The organism is Halomonas cibimaris, assembly GCF_039537045.1.
Lineage (GTDB): Bacteria > Pseudomonadota > Gammaproteobacteria > Pseudomonadales > Halomonadaceae > Vreelandella > Vreelandella cibimaris.
In genome coordinates this window covers 23,345-39,907 of record NZ_BAAAZT010000005.1, presented here as the reverse complement: position 1 = coordinate 39,907, position 16,563 = coordinate 23,345, and the positions used below count along the sequence as shown (strand labels likewise).

Genomic DNA, 16,563 nt, shown 5'->3' with positions numbered 1-16,563 from the left:
TATCGCGACGCGTTACGATAAGCTCAAGCGAAACTACGAAAGCATAGTGGCCTTGGCGTGCAGCTTTTTATGGCTGCCAATGTGAAACGTCAACAGGCCCTAGTACAGGCGGCGCTGATGTTGCTCTACCGCAACACCAGCAAGCAAGAAGGACAGCGCTACTCGCTCGATACCCGTTTCTATCTCAAGCAGTATCGAAGTGAAAGCCATCGCTTTCTGGCGCTACAGCGTCAAACTTCCGGCAAGCTTCGGGCCCTGTGCGGCCTATCACCGGATATCTGTCGAGCCAGCGAGGTTGCGCGCCTGACCAAACGGCATGACCTGATTGTGAGCCACAGCGTGCTGGAATGGGCGCCGGCTAGCCCGATGCTTATCGGCGCCATCCGCTTTGAATTACAGGATGACTGGTACGAGCTGCCATGGATCGTGGCCGAACATGGCCTGGATACCATTCTCAAACGCTTTAATGCTGTGGATCGTTACGACTACAACGGCCTGACGCTGGCGACCCATCATTGGCAGGCCACCCCGGATTGTTTCACCCTTCAGTTCCAGAAATCTTTTTATTACAACTATTTGGCCACCAATCTGTTGCCAGAATTTAGCCTGCCAGGTGGCTTGACCTATCGCGATCTGCTGGAGCCGGGGCCTCAACTCAGTAAACTCGACAGTGCCCTGCCGGAAAACCATCTCGGTATCAGCTGCCTGCTGCGTACCTGCGATGGCGCGCTGATCATTCCGCGACGCAGCCAACATACCAATGTGTTCAAGGGGCAGCTTTCGCCAAGTATTTCGGGCGCCGCCAACAATGCCACTTGCCGTGACCCAGACGGAGGCTATTCGGCCTTGGCGTGGCTCGTCCAAGAGCTGACCGAAGAGCTGCCATTTCTGGCCACAAGCCCGGACGCTTTCCCGACGCCGCTACACCAATACCTGGGTGGCACTGGCTTTCTCGGCATGACCCGCGAGCTACGCCGCTGTGGAAAGCCGGAGTTATTTTTCTTTCTGCAGCTTCCGATTGACGCCGCCAAGGTCCGCATGCTTTGGGCTCAGCACCGACATCCTGGCAATGAGGAGGCCGCACTGACTGCGCTACAGGGTATCGACCACAATGAAAATGCCGGCTTGATAGTCATCGATGAAGAGCAGCTTTTCCAGCGTATCACAACGCAGGTCATACAGAGTAAACGGCGCTGGCCAAACCCGCAGCAGGCCGACTTCCATGTTGTGCTACCAAAAGAGGGCAAAGACGACGTCCTCTCGGAATCGCTGCTGGCCAACCTGATCCTCTACCGGTTAAGCCAGTAGCGCGTGTCTGAGTCATGTATACCTTTTCGCTACGTTTTGAGGTTTCGGTGGTGCGATACGCTAAGTCTTGACCGCTGCCTCGGCCATCACCTCTTTCAGCACGCAGCAGGTCTTGTCAACTTCGGCCTTGGTCAGGGTAGGGTGACACAGAAACATCAGGCTGGTTGCGCCAAGCTCACGGGCCACGGGCAAAGGATGCTCAGGGCGCCAGCCCGGGCTGCCTGAATAGCCGTCGAAGGCCTTCTCCCGATACACCTCGGAACATGAGCCGGAAAAGCAGGGCACGCCTCGGGCCACCATTTCACTGATGATACGATCGCGATCCCAACCGCTGGCAAGCTCGTCTGGTTCAACAAACACGTAGCACTTGTAGAAAGCGTGCTCGATATGGTCGGGAATCGCCGGCACGCGCAGCCCCGGGCACTCGCTAGCCGCCTGCCAGATGCGCCAGGCATTGGCCTGGCGCGCGGCCGTCCACTGCGGCATGCGCGCCAGCTGAATGCGCCCGATGGCCGATTGCATCTCGGTTAGTCGCCAGTTGGTGCCGAAGCTCTCGTGCAGCCAGCGAAATCCCGGTGGATGCTCACGCTCATACACCGCCTCCCAACTCTTGCCGTGATCCTTGTAGGCCCACATCTTGCGCCAAAGCGCTTCATCGTTGGTGGTGACCATGCCGCCTTCGCCGCCGGTGGTCATGATCTTGTCCTGGCAGAACGACCAACAGCCGACATGCCCGATACTACCCACGCTGCGGCCTTTGTAGGTGGCGCCGTGGGCCTGGGCGCAATCCTCGATCACGGTAAGGCCGTGTTTATCGGCCAGCGCCATCAGCGCGTCCAACTCGCAGGGCCAGCCCGCCAGGTGCACGGCGACGATCGCCCGAGTGTTGGCGGTGAGCTTCTCTTCAACCGTAGCCGCGGTGATGTTCTGCGAATCGCGATCGACATCGGCGAATACCGGCACCGCCCCGGCGTTGGCGATGCTCGAAGCCGAGGCCAGGAAGGTGCGCGAGGTGACGATCACCTCGTCGCATTCTCGACCTTTCCCCTCGCCGATGCCCAGCCCGACAAGCGCCAGATCCAGCGCCGTGGTGCCGTTGGAGACGGCAATGGCATGCTCCGTTTGCGCGAAGGCCGCGAATTCTCGTTCGAATTCGCGGCCTTCCTGACCGGTCCAGTAGCTTACCCGGTTGGAAAGCAGCACGCGCTGCACCGCATCGGCTTCTTCTAGAGTAAAAGATGGCCAAGGTGAGAAAGGTCCATTTAACATTTAATGAAACACCGTATTCAGAATGTACCGAATGTCGCGCCGTAGCGACCAGTTACGAATGTACTCAAGGTTTACCTGTACCTTGTCAGGCCAGATCACTTCTCGGTTATAGGCTTCCGGATCGTTCTGGGCAGCCAGCAACTCTTCTTCATTCCGATACTTGAGCGTGGCCGGCCCGGTAATGCCGGGTCGGATCGACAACATGGCCCGTTCCTCGCCTTTCAGCTTATCTGCATAACCAGGAACATCCGGCCGAGGACCAACGAAGCTCATCTCACCCAACAGTACATTCCAAAGCTGTGGCAACTCATCAATCTTGGTGCGACGAAAGAAAGCTCCCAGAGGAGTAATACGAGGATCGCCGCGGCGTGTAACCGTGGTGTCAAAGGCTGCAACAGGGCGCATGGTCTTGATTTTCACCACTCGAAAAATTTTGCCGTTTTTTCCAACACGCTTTTGAATAAAAAAACCATTGGAGCGTGTATCAATCGTTGCCGCCAACCATGCAAGGAGGATGAGCCACCACGTAACGATTAGTCCTGAAAATGCAACTACAAAATCAAAGCAACGTTTTGCCGCTGCCTGCCCGGCAGAAAGAGTCGTTTTACTCACTCAACTGACTCCAGTTTCCCGTGTTTTGCTTCGAGCTCAGTCAACGCCAGACGAATTGCTATCGCGTCGGAATCAGAATTCAAATCAACTTTATTAAAATGAAATTTTTTGGGCAAATTAAATTTACGTGCTATTGATAGCCCCATGCGTTCACAGAACTGTCGAATCCGCTCAATCTCTCTTTCCGGGTTTTCACAAAGCTCTTCGTAATGAACCGTGAGCATTTTACTTACACAGGCTGCATCATCCAGTCGGCGATTAAGCCAATAGACCTGCGCTGCCACCCGTTCATGCTCTGTGGCTGTGTCCAAGCCTTCGCATTCACGGGGCTTAACCGAAAACCAACCGGAATTGCCTCTGCGCATAGATTTGAGCAAAGACAAGGCATTAGAAACAGGCTCACGCTTCAGACGAATCAATACGGCACCTGGAAAAGCTCGCTCTACCGTGTCTGGCACCAAAGTGTGGCCCAGGTAGGCTGTTGCAAAGGGTTCGCTATTGCGTGCCAGCACCGAAAACACCCGGCGTAGATAGTTCGTGCGCTTATTCAGCTTGTTAGTTGTAAGGGCTGAACATTCTGCATCAGACAACCCGCAGCCCAGCCACCATTGCCAGAAACGAAGCCCTTCTGCCGGCCCGTCCAGACCAGCCACAAACCCATGCTGAGAAGTAAAATCAGATTGATGGTGCCGAGCTTTTTTCGCCGACAACCAACCGCCCGCCAGTGGTAACTGGTACAATAAGTGCCAAAGGTTGGATAAGTAATTAACCGCCAAGCCGTGGCAGATGGTTTGGTAGGTAACCGTAGAACCACTGCGCGGTACAGCTAGAACAAAAATTGCGGGTGTAGGCCCCTTCTTTCTACCGAATACGGCAACAAAGGGCCACTCTACAAATCGAAATAAACACAAAGGCGCCTGCTGAATTTGCCTTGCCAACCTGACAGCAAGAGACGAACGACCGGCCATCAACCAACCACCCTTGCACAAGAACGTCGAATTTCTTCCTGTTTGAGCAAAATGGATGCTTTTTTAAATGGGCCAAGAGAAACCTTACCAATTAGATTCCGAAAAGGATAGGCACAGGAGACCGCAGCCCCGAGCCACGGCTTATAGACAACGTGCAACTTTGCGTAGGCTTTACGAAAGTTGAATTTTCGAATCAGGAAGTCATGGATATTTGTGTCATGGCTCAAACTCCTTGCACCATCAGATACATACTGAAAACCGCGATCTTGAAGATAATGAAGCTCCATTTCATGGAAAATTAGATAACCTACGAATTTTGCCATGGCCTCTGGTTCAAGCCACATGGTTACATAAAAGCAAGTGCCGTTTTCTACATAGTTCTCTGAAAACGCGACTAGATCGTTGGTTTCCCGATTAAAAACACCCCACCACTCTGTCTCTGCAGGCAAAGTTTCGATAGCATCACGAAATTCTTTTTCAGAGAACATTGGTTCATGGGTGTCATAGCGCTCATATGCTCGCACATAAACCGGATAGCCCTTGTCGCGTATAACTGACAGTTCAACAGGACGTGCCTCATAAGCTTTATCCGCTTTACGAATCATGTAACGTGTTTTTTTTGGGAGATTCTCGATAACTTCTGGCTTATCTTTAATGATATGCCACCAATTGGAATCGGAAACTTGACCGAAACACGTCTCCCATCGACAAAATAATTTTCCGGTTTTTTCTAACAGGTTTTTGGCAGAGCTATCATCAAAATTCCGAAGCGTCCCCGGGGGCGATAATGGGAAAAGACCACCTTGATTGCTACGCCAATGAACGGCATGGTCGATCATGAAGCAGTAGCCTATCATTTACTACCTCCTATGGTATTATGTAGATACGCCAACCTCGTAACTCCAGGTCGAAAAATATGCCTAAGCATCTCTTCCTCGGTGTAGTAGTCCATATACTCCATCAGCAGCGGCCGCGGCCCTACTACACTCATATTTCCCTTCAATACATTCCATAGCTCCGGCAGCTCATCCAAGCTGGTGGAACGCAAAAACCGGCCAAAGGGCGTGATGCGCTCAGAGTCCGGCAAGGGGTTGCCGTCGGCATCGATGGCGTCGCGCATGGTACGGAACTTGATCATCTCGAAGGGTTTGCCATGCATGCCGGGGCGAACTTGTCGGAAAAATACTGGGGTGCCAAGCTTTCTACGCACTCTAATAAAAACGACCGTGAGTACAGGGGCCAGCAATAACAACCCTACACTCGCGGCGATAACATCGAATGTACGCTTGATCATTAAAATACCTAATATAATTTAATCAGATAGCACTACGATAAAACGAATTCATTAAGTTTATTTGGGCCTAAATTCATTTATATTTAACGTGGATGAAATCCTATCTTCGATTATCTTATAACAATTCTTACGATAAAAAATCTCCTTAGGATACTTCCCTCTAAACGACGGATCCCCAAGAGCACGCGCAATTGCGGCCTTACAGCTATCGACGCTACCTGCCGTGTAATTTACATGTGGGTAACCTTCATATAGTGTATGAAGCTCTTCTGTAGCTTGACTATTCAACATAGGAATACCAACACTAAAATAATCGGAAAGCTTATTCGTAATAGATTGGGGCGCGCTGGCTTTCAAAGCATTCACTCCCAAATCACACGACTTTACAAAGGATATCATCCTGTCATAGTCAACATACCCGTGAAAGTTAATATCTTGGCCGGCCACAGCCTTTAACTCCGACTCTTGGTGACCCCCACCAAATATATGCAACTCTACAGGGAGCCCAGCTTCAATCATTTCATTAACAGCCAAAACAACCGTTTTAATATCATAGCTATGCCCGAGACTTCCAATATACACCAACTTTAATTTTCTTTCGTCCAGATTCAATACTTGAGCACTTTCAATCTTATCCGAATCACTTCCTATATATACAACAGCTCCAACTGGAATATCGCAAACTAACATCGCCCTATCAAGGTAGGTCTTTGACACAGCGACTAGGGCATCTGCACCCTTGTAGCAAAAATCGGCCCTGCTGGTGTATGGGATCATCCACAATGGGAAATTTTTAACGAATGGAAAAGCCGCAGATATAGATTCCGGCCACACATCCTGCACATCAATTATCAACTTATAGTTAAATACATTTTTATTTTTCACGAGAAAAACATTAGTGCTTATTAAAGGATATGCTGAATAAACCAAATCGAAATCAGTGCCATTCCGCATGAACCAATCTTTAAAGTTTCTAAAAAAAACCCTATGACTAAAGATTCTTTTCAGTGAAACATTACTAAAATAACTAGGCGCGAAGACGACTTTTACCTTGTAAGAAAAACAATCTTCACGTTGCTCTCTTTGAGACTTTGTTGAGTGCCTAAAACTGCTAGTTAATAATGTGACATCGTATCTTTTTGACAAAAGATTAGCCAGATATAAGAACCTACTAAAGCCTTGCTCCCCAGGCAAAGAACAAAAAGGAGCAACAATTAAGATTTTTTTCATAAAAGTCCACAAATAAATAAAGATTTACTGATAAATATGAAGAACAACTATCTTACAAATCTTAGCTGTAGAGCCCCGGATGATAGATTGAGCCATAGGAGTTATCCTCTGCTGGCAGCGCGTGACCTCATTGCGTCGTTCATTCAGGAGCATCGTGATGGATATCAAACTGCATAAAACAGCGACCACCACACCCCGTATACGTCATGAGATTCAGCAAGCGCCGGCCGCCGTCAGCGATAGTGAGCTGGCACGACGCTACAACGTATCGGGCCCTACCATCGCGCGATGGCGCTATCGCACCACTCAGTATGACCGCTCGCATACGCGCCATAACCTGCTGACAACCCTATCGCCGGCACAGGAAGAGATCGTCGTCGCACTGCGTGAATATCTGCGTCTGAGTCTCGATGACCTGCTCACTGTGGCCAGAGAGTTCCTTCACCCGGATCTGTCGCGCTCTGCCCTTGAGCGCCTGATGAAGCGCCGCGAGTTGCCGAGCCTGGCCCACTTGAGACAACAGGAGCAAGCAGCGCAGGCACCGCCTCACAAGCCGTTTAAACGCTATGAGCCGGGGTATATTCATGTTGACGTCAAATATCTGCCGCAGATGCCTGACGAAAGCCGGAAACGCTATCTCTTCGTGGCGATTGACCGAGCGACCCGGTGGGTTTACCTGGAGGTACGCGAGCACCAGTCCGCTCATGATGCCGAGGTCTTTTTACGCCACGTTCGTGAGAAAGCCCCGTTCAACATCAAGACGTTGCTGACAGACAATGGCAAGTGCTTCACCGATCGTTTTGCCGCAGGCGGAGAGCGTCGGCCGACGGGCAAGCATAAAGTGGACCGGCTCTGTGAGAGCCACGCGATAGAGCACCGTCTGATTCGCCCTTACCGGCCACAAACGAACGGCATGGTAGAGCGCTTCAATGGGCGCATCAGCGATGTGCTGAACACACACCGATTCGACTCTCGAGAGGATCTTGAGTCCACGCTCAAGCGCTATAATTGGCTATATAACCACCACATCAACCAGAAAGCCTTGCACCACCGAACGCCCATTGGTGAAATGAAGCGGTGGCAGCAAGAAAAGCCCGAATTATTCTGGAAGCGCGTAATCAATCATTCGGGACCCGACACTTAGCAAGGCGACAACATAAATATACTTGCAATCAAGCCCAGAGCTGTACATAAGAGATTCTGCAGATATAAAAAATCTAAACTCCCTTAATAACTTTCTTTACATGTAAAACTGTCGCCGCCAAACGACTCATAACAACAACTTATCAAATTTAGGACCTGAATTCAACCAATAAGCGCAGCACCTGCGGTATTCAGTGCTCCAGAGTACTCCCCCAGANGCGAGAGGTCCTCTTGAATCAAGTTCTGGCTGGAACATCCTGATTCTACAAGAGAAACCCCTCGCCATCTTTATTTTCAAGCCAGCCTCATGAATAAGCCGGGGTATTCAGTGCTCCAGAGTACTCCCCCAGGAACACCTGTGCCGGTGTTCGATAGCCGAGTCGTTTTCGGGGGCGGTCATTGAGCTTTCTCACCACCCTGCGTAGCTCGGCATCGGTGACTTGGCGGAAGCTAGTTCCCTTGGGAAAATACTGCCGAATCAAGCCATTGGTGTTTTCATTGGTGCCACGTTGCCCTGAGCAATAGGCGTCGCAAAAGTAGGTTCTCGCTGCTACGGCGCTCGCCACGGCCTGGTGCTCCGAAAACTCCGAGCCATTATCCAGCGTGATCGTTTTCACCGCACCTCGACGAGGCTTCAGCAGGCGGATCATGGCCGCTTTCGTCAACGCCGCTGTAATGGTGGGTAGCCGTGCCGCCAATAGATAGCCGCTGCGTCGCTCAACCAGCGTGACGATGCCTGATTGCTTATGTCCCTGAAGCACCGTGTCACCCTCCCAGTGTCCGATGTAGCGCCGACTCTTAACCTCGGCTGGGCGATGTTCGATACCTACGCGACCAGGTATCTTGCCAAGCCCTGCGCTTTTGGCGTGAACACGGTGCTTGCTGCGCCTCTTGGGCTGCCGGAGATGCTGCCAAAGCGTGCCGCCGCGGGCCTTGTCCTCCCAGACCAGGGAATAAATCCACTGATGACTGACGCCGATACCGGCCAACGGTGCCATGAATCCACTGATCTGCTCTGGGCTCCATTCTTCACGAAGTCGGTCGGCCACCGCTGCGATCAAGCTGGGCAAGCGCTTCGTCCACTTGCGGGCGGTACGTCGTCGGTGATCGCTGCAAGCCTGAGCCTGTTCAGGATCATAGCCACTGGCCGTCGCGTTGCGGCGCAGCTCACGGCTAATCGTGCTGTTGTGGAGCCCCAGTTCCCTGGCGATCTGTCGCTGGCTCCTGCCCAAGTCATGGCGGGCGTAAATCTGGTATCGTTGTGTCTGGGTCAGCTGTTGGTATCCCATGCTCTGCTTCACTTTGGTCGGTAAAGCAGGGAGGGTACCGGCACTGGCCCTCCTGCCTCTACCTTGTGGTCCAAAGTGCTGCAGTTATTCTATGAATTCAGGGATTCAACAGCATAGAACTGTAGCACCGAAGTAGATAAGTTATTCGTTTTGCCTCTTGCACTCGACTTATCTTTCGCCTGGTTGCTGAACCCACCCTTTTATTGACACAGTAGTAGGCTTCAGGAACCCCTTTTCGGATCTTATACACATGAGGCGAGAGGTTCGCCATGAATAAAGCATCCTCTCCACGAGATACACGAACATCAAATCTTGAATCACCAATTATGCTTCTGTGAATAACCTTGGCGACGGGCGATGAGAAGTATTTTCTTGATCTGAAAATTGAGTCCTCTTCATCACGCAACTTTTGGTAGCTAACTCCGATATAATCAAGCGTTACGTCCTCAGATCTGTCGGAAAACTGCCTAACGTTAGAAATTTCAATAGTATGTGGATCGGAGGCCTTCAGCAGAGACTCTATATAATTTTCACTTAAAACGTCATCATCGTCGACAAAACAAACATATGATTCCGTGGATTTTTCTAACAATACGTTTCTAGCATTCGAAACACCAGGTCGACTCAAATAAAACAAACTCCACCTAAACTCGAAGAACTCCAACAAGTCTACAACATACTGATAATATGGATCACGAGGGCCATTTAATGCTATATAAACAGAAAACCTAGACTTATCTAAAATCTGAGCATCTAGCGAGCTTAAACAAGCTTCAATATAACTTCCCGGCTTAAACGTTGGCAACAGCACGGCTACACAATCATTATCCTTCAAGTATTTTCTCCAACCCTCGNCCATGCTCTGCTTCACTTTGGTCGGTAAAGCAGGGAGGGTACCGGCACTGGCCCTCCTGCCTCTACCTTGTGGTCCAAAGTGCTGCAGTTATTCTATGAATTCAGGATACTGAAGCTAACACGCTGTACCGCCGGCTGTTTTTAAGCCCGATGAACCAGCTGCTACTGCTGAATTACTATCAACGAGTGGGGCAAGCGTGGCCCTCTCGAATCAACGTGGAAACCTGCTTTTTCTATTACGCCAAGCGTGTAGCACCGGCGAGGCCACCCAAAAGCTTGGGCTGGTTTATCGCCGCCGCTCACACCTCGACATCGCTGGATATGATGCCCCTATTGACGAGCTACGCCGGCAGTACGAGTGCTGCGCCGTCGCTACGACCGTCGACCTGGCATCGGCTGACTACCGGGCAAACGATCACGCTGGCGAGCCATCAGGATGACACCGATGCTACCGGCCTGACCTATGCACCGGTTCCGCCAAGGGCTTCCGAGCTGCCTGACCAAATGCAGCAGCTACGAAAGCTCCAGAGTGGTTTCACAACGTCTACGGGCCAAACGGGACGCGAGGCCAGCCTACAGCATATCGAGCGTTTTTTAACAGAATCGGATAAAAACAGCCCGCTGCTGAAGCTGCTGGCCGGCTGGGCAAAATCACTGATGCAGCACGGCGGCCGCGTCAAGTCCAGGTTGGCAGTCAGTTCGGTCGCAACGTACCTATCCAACATTGCACGTCCGCTGCTGGCTCATGGCTATGAGATTGACGACGTTCAAGCACTGGATGCCGGCGAGTGGCAGGCGCTCTATGAGCGTGTGATTAGCGACGCCAAAAATCCCGGCAGCCGTGCGCGCGTGCAAAATCGGTTACGGCAGTTTCATGACTATGTGATCGACACCCAGGCCGCGCCGGATGTTGAGCTGGAAGTGGGCAAGGGCACGGCGTCATTGGCGGATACCAATATCATTACCCCGGCGGAGTATCGGCGCGCCCTGGCGATTATTGAGAGCTCCCGGCAGCCCAAGCGCTTTCGTACCATGCAGTCGCTGGCGCTGATGCTGGGGTATCGGATGGGCCTACGGCGCAGCGAATGCGCGTCGCTGCTGGTACGCGACGTAGCCTACGTGTTGGATCATGACGAGGTGCCGGGCGAGCTGCTGATTCGTGCCAACCAGTTCCACAAGGGCAAAACGTACTCGGCCAAACGGCGGCTACCGCTATGGCTTTTAATGCCGGACGAAAAGCGCCAGCTAATCGACTGGTGCCAGCGTCGTCGCGGTGAAAGCACCACCCAGGCGGCTGAAAAACACCTGCTATTTTGCCGCAGCGGTGGCGGCACCTTGCCCCTGGGTGACAAGGAGATTTTCAGGCCCATTCAGACGGCGCTCAAAACGGTAAGCGGCGATGCAACGCTGCGCTACCATCACCTGCGTCATAGCTTTGTCACCTTCACGCTGCTGCGGCTGCTGGAGCGAACGCCCGGTGAGCTGTTACCAGATGCCTGGCAGCACGATGATGAAGGCCACATCGCCATGCCCAACCTGGACGCTGATATATCCGCGCAGGCAGGTCTTGTGCCGCACACCAGCCCTTCACGCAAGCGGCTCTGGCAGCTGGCACTCTGGGCCGGGCATGCCAGCCCCGATGAAACCCTGGACACGTATTCCCACCTGGTAGACTGGACGCTGGGCCATACCCTGCGCCAGCGCATTGATCCGCTGGTGACGATAGATATGCAAATGGAGCTGCTGAACGCGAGCTCCAAAACATCGCTGAGCAGCTGGCGCAGCCGACATAAGCTCCGTCGGGAAACCCATGCCAGCGACTTGCTGGAACCGACCCAAGGTGATTGGAAGCACTACTGCGCGGCGATGCCGCAGGAAGATGCCTGGCAGCTATACCGGCCACCGGCCGACAACCCCCTGGATACGCTGACGGATGCCGCCTTCGAGTGGCCAGAGGCCATCACAATTTACCAGGGCCTGCGGCTTATCGAGCAGCAGGAATACCGAGGCATCGACCCGAATACTGCGATCGAGCAAACGGCCAGGCGGTTTGTCGTGGCGCCCGACCAGCTGGCGGCATGGGTGGATAACGGCGAGCGGCTGATGCAGCAAAAGACGCGCCGGGATAAACAGCGCTTCAGTCGCCGAGAGCAGCAGGATCGACGCGACGAGTTGGCGGCAGCGCAGTATCTCTACATGCCCGAGCTGTACCGCTGCATGGCACCACCGATCAAGCCCCGTGTGCTCAAAGAAGCGGGACAATTCTTTCATCAATTGCTGGATTGGCATCATGATAAGCCCGATGAAGCCAAAGAAAGCCTGGCAATATTTCGCCGGCACATGCAGCGAAGCACCGGCCATATCACGCTGCCGGATGCCCATGCCATCCGCTGCATTCGCCGTATGCTCAGGCCGTTACGCTGCATGATCCATACGTGGCTGGTGGTAGAGGTGGAAGAAGCAGCCAAGAAAAAAGCGGTAAAAAGCTATTGGGCGCAGGAAACAGACATTCCGCAGCGTCGCATAGAGCTGGTGCCAGCGGCATCTAAATCGGGTAAAACGCGGCACTGGTACGGCAATGCTGACCTGAAAATTACCCGCGAAGCCAGCTACTCCAGCACTCAGCAGCCGCTATGGGAGGCAGTGCGTTTTTCCGCTTTTATGGCCCTGCTGGTCCTGGGATTAACCAGCAGCGACGAGGTACATGGCGCTGAGGCCGAGACATAAAAAGTATCCCCAGCCTACAATATCTGCGGGCTGGGGATAGGTCTTGCCGTAAATCGAAGTAGTATCAGCGTGGCAGAGGGTCGCTGACTACGTGATACGCCGTGAGAAAGCACAGCTGGATGCTGATGAACTTGGCCCATTTAGCCGTGGCTTGAATACGCTGTCCCATCTGCGGTACGCCGTGCGCGTTAACGTGGCGATCGGTAAGGTAAAAGTGGCAGCCGCCCTTGGCGCCGATCACATACAGCGCCCAGACTCGGTGCTCCATCAGCCACTCGGGACCCTCGACCCCAGCCACGTACACCTCATGCTCAAACACGCGGCCAGCCTTCGCTGCTTGTTGCGTTTGCGTTAATGCCATGACTGATCCTCCCAGGCCCACAGGGTGCGTTCCAGCTCGGCCAGCAGATGCGGAATAGCCTGGCGGTTGGCTTCAAGGCCCAGCTGCTTGAGCGTGAAGCTTGTCCATGTCACCAGCGCATCCAAATTGCTTTTTTCATCGCCGTTGCCCAACCACATTACCAGTCCGCTGCCGCTGGCGATGCTGGTGGCAGCTGCCAGAGACTCAGCCAGGCGCCGCTCCACACGGCGCTGAATTTTTGTATTTTGTTCAGCCCGGAGCGACCTTTCGATATCTTCGCGGGCTTTTTTGATAGCATCCAAGGTATACATCATCGTCTCCTTACGCCTGTTTTTGTTCCAGCATGCGCTCAAAGGCTGAGCCGTCCTGACGCGTCAGGTTGGGCACAAAACGCGAATACACGCGGAAGAGCATCTCGGTGGTGGTATGGCCCATTTGCCGAGCAATCCATTCCGGACTTTCACCGGCTGCCAGCCACAGCGTTGCGGCGGTGTGGCGCGTCTGATATGGGCGGCGAGGGCGCAGCTCCAACTCTTCCAGCAGCGGGTACCACACCCGCTTGGTCACATTGCGATGCGACAGCGCCGTACCCTTCCTGGTGGTAAACACCAAGCCGGTTTTGCCGGTTACCTCGTACTGCGCCTTGAGGGCGTCAAACACCGGCTGCGACATATCGATAGAGCGAAACGAGCCGTCGGTTTTGGTGGGGACGAACTCACCCGCGACCAGCGCCTGATGCACCAGAATTTGGCGCCGTGCAAAGTCCACGTGCTCCCAGGTCAGGCCGTCGATCTCACCGGTACGCATACCGGTAAAAAAGCGCACGGCGTAATACTCGTGAAAGTCCGGGCGCACCCGCTGGAGGATGCGCTGCACCTCCTCCAGCGTGAAGGGCTCCACGTCGGTGCGCGGCACGTTGAGCGATTTAATCCCGCGAAACGATGAGCTAAACTCGTAGCGGTCGGCGGCTTCATTCAGCATCATGCGCAAAGGCGTCATGATGTGGTTGATACGGCTAGCAGAGAGTGTCTTGCCGTTCCGGGAGCGAACTTTAGCGAGGGACGCTCGGAACTCAAGAATCTCTGCGCGGGTGATGCTGCCGACCTCTTTATCCCCCAAGGCAGGCACAATGTGCTGATCCAAGCACCCCCGCACCGTCACGATTTGCGTCTCACGCCATTCGATCTCCTTCTCGGCAAACCACGTCTCGGCGAACTCGCGCAGCAGCGGCGTCGCGTGATAGCCGCCTACGCTGGTCAGCGCGCGTTTGCTGAGCTTTTTGGCACGCGGGCTATCAGGGAAGTAGCGGCCGTAATCGAACGTGCCTAGCGTAATTTCCGCCTCGATCTTCTGCAGAATCCGCTCAAGCTTTTTACGGTTCGCCGCCGTATCCGGTAGCGCCGTCTGCTCGCGGCAGCGCTTGCCCAAGTAGTTAAAATCGAAAAACAGCTTCTGCGTCTCTTTGCGTACGGCAATCCTACCCATGACAAGTACCTCCACCCGCCATTGGCACACCCAGGCTTTCTTCCTTGGAATACAGCTGCATATCGCGCTCGATGGGCTCCCACAGGTACAGAATCTTGCGGCCGCCAAACGGACGGATGTAATGGATGCCTTCGATCAGCACATTGTCTTTCAGGCGCTCGCGAATGGTGCGGATGTCGTACTTGATCCGCTCGGCGAGCTCGCTGGTGGTCAGATAATGAACAGACATAGCCTGCCTCCTTGTGGTAGGCTCCAGAAGAACAATAAGGCTTCATATAAGGCCAAATGCCCTTCTGGAGACCAATATAGCCCATAAAAGATCTTTTGCAACCCTTTTTGTTCTTCTGTAGATCAAAAAGGGCTAGGAGGCGTGATGATTAAGTGTCACCTGTCCCGCATCATGGGGGAGAGAAAGTTGAAAATTGTCGATGTTGCACGTGATACCGGCATCAACCGAGGCACCGTGACGCGGCTGTATCACGAAACGGCCAGCCGCGTGGAGCTGGAGGTGGTGGCGGAGCTATGCCGCTATTTTGACTGCCAGGTGGGGGAGCTTTTTGAGTATGTGCCACTATCCAAGCGCTCTGAGTAGAAATACATATATACGATTCAGGCCACGCTGCTTTAAAACACTGTTTTGGAATCGAAAATGCTAACTACCGCTATCCTTGAGAGCTTGGGCTTTATCACCCGTAAAGGCGGCGTACACTCTTCACGCACCATCATGCTGGACGAGCTTTTGACCTTGTTTGAGCACGTGCCCGCTGATGCGGCCCCCACTGACTATCGCATCGCAATATGCGAATATAACTGTTTGGGTAAACGCTCAGGGCGTACTCGCCAATTAACGGCGCGACACTTGGCTGAACTATATGGTTTGGATCCCGACAACCCGGTAAGCGCAGGGCTGCGCTATTTTTGGTCTCGCGATGAGGCGGCACGTCCGATGCTTGCTTTGCTAGCCTCAATGGCACGCGATAGTTTGTTACGCGACACTGTCTCGATCATTCTCGCCAATCCCTGCGGAACATCCATAGCCAGGGTATGGCTAGAGGAGCAGATTGAGACGCTCTGGCCCAACCGGTTTAGCCCGGCTACGCGGAAATCATCAGCGCAAAACATCAATAGCAGCCTAACGAAGTCAGGGCACCTCCAGGGGCGAAGCAAAAAAATACGCCGGCAGCCTCCTGTGACGCCAGGTGCCGTCGCATATGCCCTGTATCTCTCTTGGCTGCAGGGTGACAGAGGAGAGCTTTTGCTACGCAGTCTGTATTGCCGGCTTCTGGAAGCGGGTGATGAGCGTGTGTTGGAATTGGCAGCACAAGCCTCAGCAAAAGGTTGGATCGTAATGCGCCACATTGACAACGTCATCGACGTTGCTTTTCCAGCGCAAAATAGCGTGGTTGAACGTGCGCTGACATACGGCGACGCCACGCCGGCTTTTCAGCAGGACAGCAGCCATGAGTAAAATCAATCGATTGGTGGGCTCCTATAGTCGTTTTGTCGGCTTGCCCTGGCGTGACGATGCTGCCGCTGCTCAGCGCGTGGTCTTTTGTATCTATCCAGAAACCGAGGAGTTGCGCGTTCGCGCCCATCTGGGGGAATTCGAACTAGCGACGCGGCAGGAAGGTCATGAGTGGGTTACCTTCGACCTTACCGACACCTTTGCCCAGTGGATGGGCGAGCAGGAGTATGCTGAGGCCTTCTTTGCTATGCCTAGCCAACTCAAGATGATTGATCATCATTATCTGGAGTGGCTGGAAGAGCGCTTTATTAACACCGTCAGGGAAAAAAATGCAGGCAGCAACCATGTGATAGCCCTGTATGGTGTGGGTAGCCTCTTTGGTTTTCTCAAGGTCAAGGCCGTAGTCGATAGCTTCGCTCACCATGTTAGCGGCCGCTTGGTGGTCATGTTTCCAGGCAGTTTTGAGAACAATAACTACCGACTGTTGGACGGCTACGACGGCTGGAACTATTTGGCTACGCCCATCACCGCTGATGGCGTGCGCTAAGCCAGCGCCA

18 protein-coding genes and 1 pseudogene are annotated in these 16,563 nt (G+C 53.3%); 7 read left to right on the top strand and 12 right to left on the bottom strand.

The window, feature by feature from the left end:
- Positions 1 to 85 (top strand): annotated as a pseudogene (locus tag ABD654_RS00255) (IS5/IS1182 family transposase); the annotation flags it as partial.
- On the top strand, positions 70 to 1,308 hold the full coding sequence (locus tag ABD654_RS00250; RefSeq protein WP_344701106.1) for a hypothetical protein: 1,239 nt from the start codon (positions 70 to 72) through the stop codon (positions 1,306 to 1,308). The pseudogene ABD654_RS00255 and the gene ABD654_RS00250, both read left to right, overlap by 16 nt.
- Positions 1,309 to 1,368: 60 nt before the next feature.
- On the opposite strand, the gene ABD654_RS00245 is transcribed toward ABD654_RS00250, so the two are convergent.
- The 6 genes from ABD654_RS00245 to ABD654_RS00220 are packed head-to-tail and all read right to left on the bottom strand — an operon-like array spanning position 1,369 to position 6,681.
- Positions 1,369 to 2,577, bottom strand: a complete 1,209-nt coding sequence (locus tag ABD654_RS00245) for a DegT/DnrJ/EryC1/StrS family aminotransferase (RefSeq protein ID WP_344701104.1) — start codon at positions 2,575 to 2,577, stop codon at positions 1,369 to 1,371.
- The gene (locus tag ABD654_RS00240; protein WP_344701102.1) at positions 2,578 to 3,189 is read right to left on the bottom strand and encodes a sugar transferase; all 612 of its coding nucleotides are present in this window, start codon (positions 3,187 to 3,189) and stop codon (positions 2,578 to 2,580) included.
- Complete coding sequence (locus tag ABD654_RS00235; RefSeq protein ID WP_344701100.1) at positions 3,186 to 4,157, bottom strand: sulfotransferase family protein; 972 nt, start codon at positions 4,155 to 4,157, stop codon at positions 3,186 to 3,188. The genes ABD654_RS00240 and ABD654_RS00235 overlap by 4 nt, the downstream gene beginning before the upstream one ends.
- Positions 4,157 to 4,996 carry a hypothetical protein gene (locus ABD654_RS00230; RefSeq protein WP_344701098.1) on the bottom strand — a complete coding sequence of 280 codons (840 nt, stop codon included), beginning with the start codon at positions 4,994 to 4,996 and terminating at the stop codon, positions 4,157 to 4,159. Before ABD654_RS00230 ends, ABD654_RS00235 begins: the two co-directional genes overlap by 1 nt.
- 14 nt (positions 4,997 to 5,010) lie before the next feature.
- A complete protein-coding gene (locus ABD654_RS00225; RefSeq protein WP_344701095.1) occupies positions 5,011 to 5,451 on the bottom strand; it encodes a sugar transferase in 441 nt (146 codons plus the stop codon).
- A 57-nt stretch (positions 5,452 to 5,508) separates the two neighbouring features.
- The gene (locus tag ABD654_RS00220; protein ID WP_344701093.1) at positions 5,509 to 6,681 is read right to left on the bottom strand and encodes a glycosyltransferase; all 1,173 of its coding nucleotides are present in this window, start codon (positions 6,679 to 6,681) and stop codon (positions 5,509 to 5,511) included.
- 157 nt (positions 6,682 to 6,838) lie between these two features.
- Between ABD654_RS00220 and ABD654_RS00215 the strand changes: the two genes are divergently transcribed.
- The gene (locus ABD654_RS00215; RefSeq protein WP_344701091.1) at positions 6,839 to 7,825 is read left to right on the top strand and encodes an IS481 family transposase; all 987 of its coding nucleotides are present in this window, start codon (positions 6,839 to 6,841) and stop codon (positions 7,823 to 7,825) included.
- Positions 7,826 to 8,129: 304 nt separating this feature from the next.
- Here ABD654_RS00215 and ABD654_RS00210 read toward each other — a convergent pair whose 3' ends face one another.
- A complete protein-coding gene (locus tag ABD654_RS00210) occupies positions 8,130 to 9,113 on the bottom strand; it encodes an IS30 family transposase (RefSeq protein WP_344701089.1) in 984 nt (327 codons plus the stop codon).
- 97 nt (positions 9,114 to 9,210) lie between these two features.
- Positions 9,211 to 9,948 (bottom strand): glycosyltransferase family 2 protein, encoded by a 738-nt coding sequence (locus ABD654_RS00205; protein WP_344701087.1) that lies wholly within the window; start codon positions 9,946 to 9,948, stop codon positions 9,211 to 9,213.
- A gap of 524 nt (positions 9,949 to 10,472) precedes the next feature.
- Here ABD654_RS00205 and ABD654_RS00200 point away from each other — a divergent pair.
- Positions 10,473 to 12,695 carry a tyrosine-type recombinase/integrase gene (locus tag ABD654_RS00200; protein WP_344701084.1) on the top strand — a complete coding sequence of 741 codons (2,223 nt, stop codon included), beginning with the start codon at positions 10,473 to 10,475 and terminating at the stop codon, positions 12,693 to 12,695.
- A 64-nt stretch (positions 12,696 to 12,759) separates the two neighbouring features.
- Here the strand turns inward: ABD654_RS00200 and ABD654_RS00195 are convergent, their stop codons facing one another.
- Genes ABD654_RS00195 through ABD654_RS00180 form a run of 4 tightly spaced genes read right to left on the bottom strand, consistent with a single transcriptional unit; the run spans position 12,760 to position 14,770 of the window.
- Positions 12,760 to 12,993 carry a hypothetical protein gene (locus tag ABD654_RS00195; RefSeq protein WP_344701082.1) on the bottom strand — a complete coding sequence of 78 codons (234 nt, stop codon included), beginning with the start codon at positions 12,991 to 12,993 and terminating at the stop codon, positions 12,760 to 12,762.
- A 53-nt stretch (positions 12,994 to 13,046) separates the two neighbouring features.
- The gene (locus tag ABD654_RS00190) at positions 13,047 to 13,367 is read right to left on the bottom strand and encodes a hypothetical protein (protein WP_344701080.1); all 321 of its coding nucleotides are present in this window, start codon (positions 13,365 to 13,367) and stop codon (positions 13,047 to 13,049) included.
- A 10-nt stretch (positions 13,368 to 13,377) separates the two neighbouring features.
- Positions 13,378 to 14,541 (bottom strand): Arm DNA-binding domain-containing protein, encoded by a 1,164-nt coding sequence (locus tag ABD654_RS00185; RefSeq protein ID WP_344701078.1) that lies wholly within the window; start codon positions 14,539 to 14,541, stop codon positions 13,378 to 13,380.
- A complete protein-coding gene (locus ABD654_RS00180; RefSeq protein ID WP_344701076.1) occupies positions 14,534 to 14,770 on the bottom strand; it encodes a hypothetical protein in 237 nt (78 codons plus the stop codon). The genes ABD654_RS00185 and ABD654_RS00180 overlap by 8 nt, the downstream gene beginning before the upstream one ends.
- A 144-nt stretch (positions 14,771 to 14,914) precedes the next feature.
- Here ABD654_RS00180 and ABD654_RS00175 point away from each other — a divergent pair, with 144 nt between their 5' ends.
- From ABD654_RS00175 to ABD654_RS00165, 3 genes are read left to right on the top strand one after another with little or no spacing between them, the layout of a single operon-like run.
- Positions 14,915 to 15,133, top strand: coding sequence for a helix-turn-helix domain-containing protein (locus ABD654_RS00175; RefSeq protein ID WP_344701074.1), 219 nt, complete (start codon positions 14,915 to 14,917; stop codon positions 15,131 to 15,133).
- 57 nt (positions 15,134 to 15,190) lie between these two features.
- On the top strand, positions 15,191 to 16,009 hold the full coding sequence (locus ABD654_RS00170) for a hypothetical protein (RefSeq protein WP_344701072.1): 819 nt from the start codon (positions 15,191 to 15,193) through the stop codon (positions 16,007 to 16,009).
- Positions 16,002 to 16,553, top strand: a complete 552-nt coding sequence (locus ABD654_RS00165; protein WP_344701070.1) for a BREX protein BrxB domain-containing protein — start codon at positions 16,002 to 16,004, stop codon at positions 16,551 to 16,553. Before ABD654_RS00170 ends, ABD654_RS00165 begins: the two co-directional genes overlap by 8 nt.
- The last annotated feature ends 10 nt before the right edge of the window (positions 16,554 to 16,563 follow it).

Coding starts and splice junctions, on each gene's coding strand:
- ABD654_RS00250 (WP_344701106.1), top strand. CDS start 70: ATGGCTGCCAATGTGAAACGTCAACAGGCCCTAGTACAGGCGGCGCTG.
- ABD654_RS00245 (WP_344701104.1), bottom strand. CDS start 2,577: ATGTTAAATGGACCTTTCTCACCTTGGCCATCTTTTACTCTAGAAGAA.
- ABD654_RS00235 (WP_344701100.1), bottom strand. CDS start 4,157: ATGGCCGGTCGTTCGTCTCTTGCTGTCAGGTTGGCAAGGCAAATTCAG.
- ABD654_RS00230 (WP_344701098.1), bottom strand. CDS start 4,996: ATGATCGACCATGCCGTTCATTGGCGTAGCAATCAAGGTGGTCTTTTC.
- ABD654_RS00225 (WP_344701095.1), bottom strand. CDS start 5,451: ATGATCAAGCGTACATTCGATGTTATCGCCGCGAGTGTAGGGTTGTTA.
- ABD654_RS00220 (WP_344701093.1), bottom strand. CDS start 6,681: ATGAAAAAAATCTTAATTGTTGCTCCTTTTTGTTCTTTGCCTGGGGAG.
- ABD654_RS00215 (WP_344701091.1), top strand. CDS start 6,839: ATGGATATCAAACTGCATAAAACAGCGACCACCACACCCCGTATACGT.
- ABD654_RS00210 (WP_344701089.1), bottom strand. CDS start 9,113: ATGGGATACCAACAGCTGACCCAGACACAACGATACCAGATTTACGCC.
- ABD654_RS00200 (WP_344701084.1), top strand. CDS start 10,473: ATGCAGCAGCTACGAAAGCTCCAGAGTGGTTTCACAACGTCTACGGGC.
- ABD654_RS00190 (WP_344701080.1), bottom strand. CDS start 13,367: ATGTATACCTTGGATGCTATCAAAAAAGCCCGCGAAGATATCGAAAGG.
- ABD654_RS00185 (WP_344701078.1), bottom strand. CDS start 14,541: ATGGGTAGGATTGCCGTACGCAAAGAGACGCAGAAGCTGTTTTTCGAT.
- ABD654_RS00180 (WP_344701076.1), bottom strand. CDS start 14,770: ATGTCTGTTCATTATCTGACCACCAGCGAGCTCGCCGAGCGGATCAAG.
- ABD654_RS00175 (WP_344701074.1), top strand. CDS start 14,915: ATGATTAAGTGTCACCTGTCCCGCATCATGGGGGAGAGAAAGTTGAAA.
- ABD654_RS00170 (WP_344701072.1), top strand. CDS start 15,191: ATGCTAACTACCGCTATCCTTGAGAGCTTGGGCTTTATCACCCGTAAA.
- ABD654_RS00165 (WP_344701070.1), top strand. CDS start 16,002: ATGAGTAAAATCAATCGATTGGTGGGCTCCTATAGTCGTTTTGTCGGC.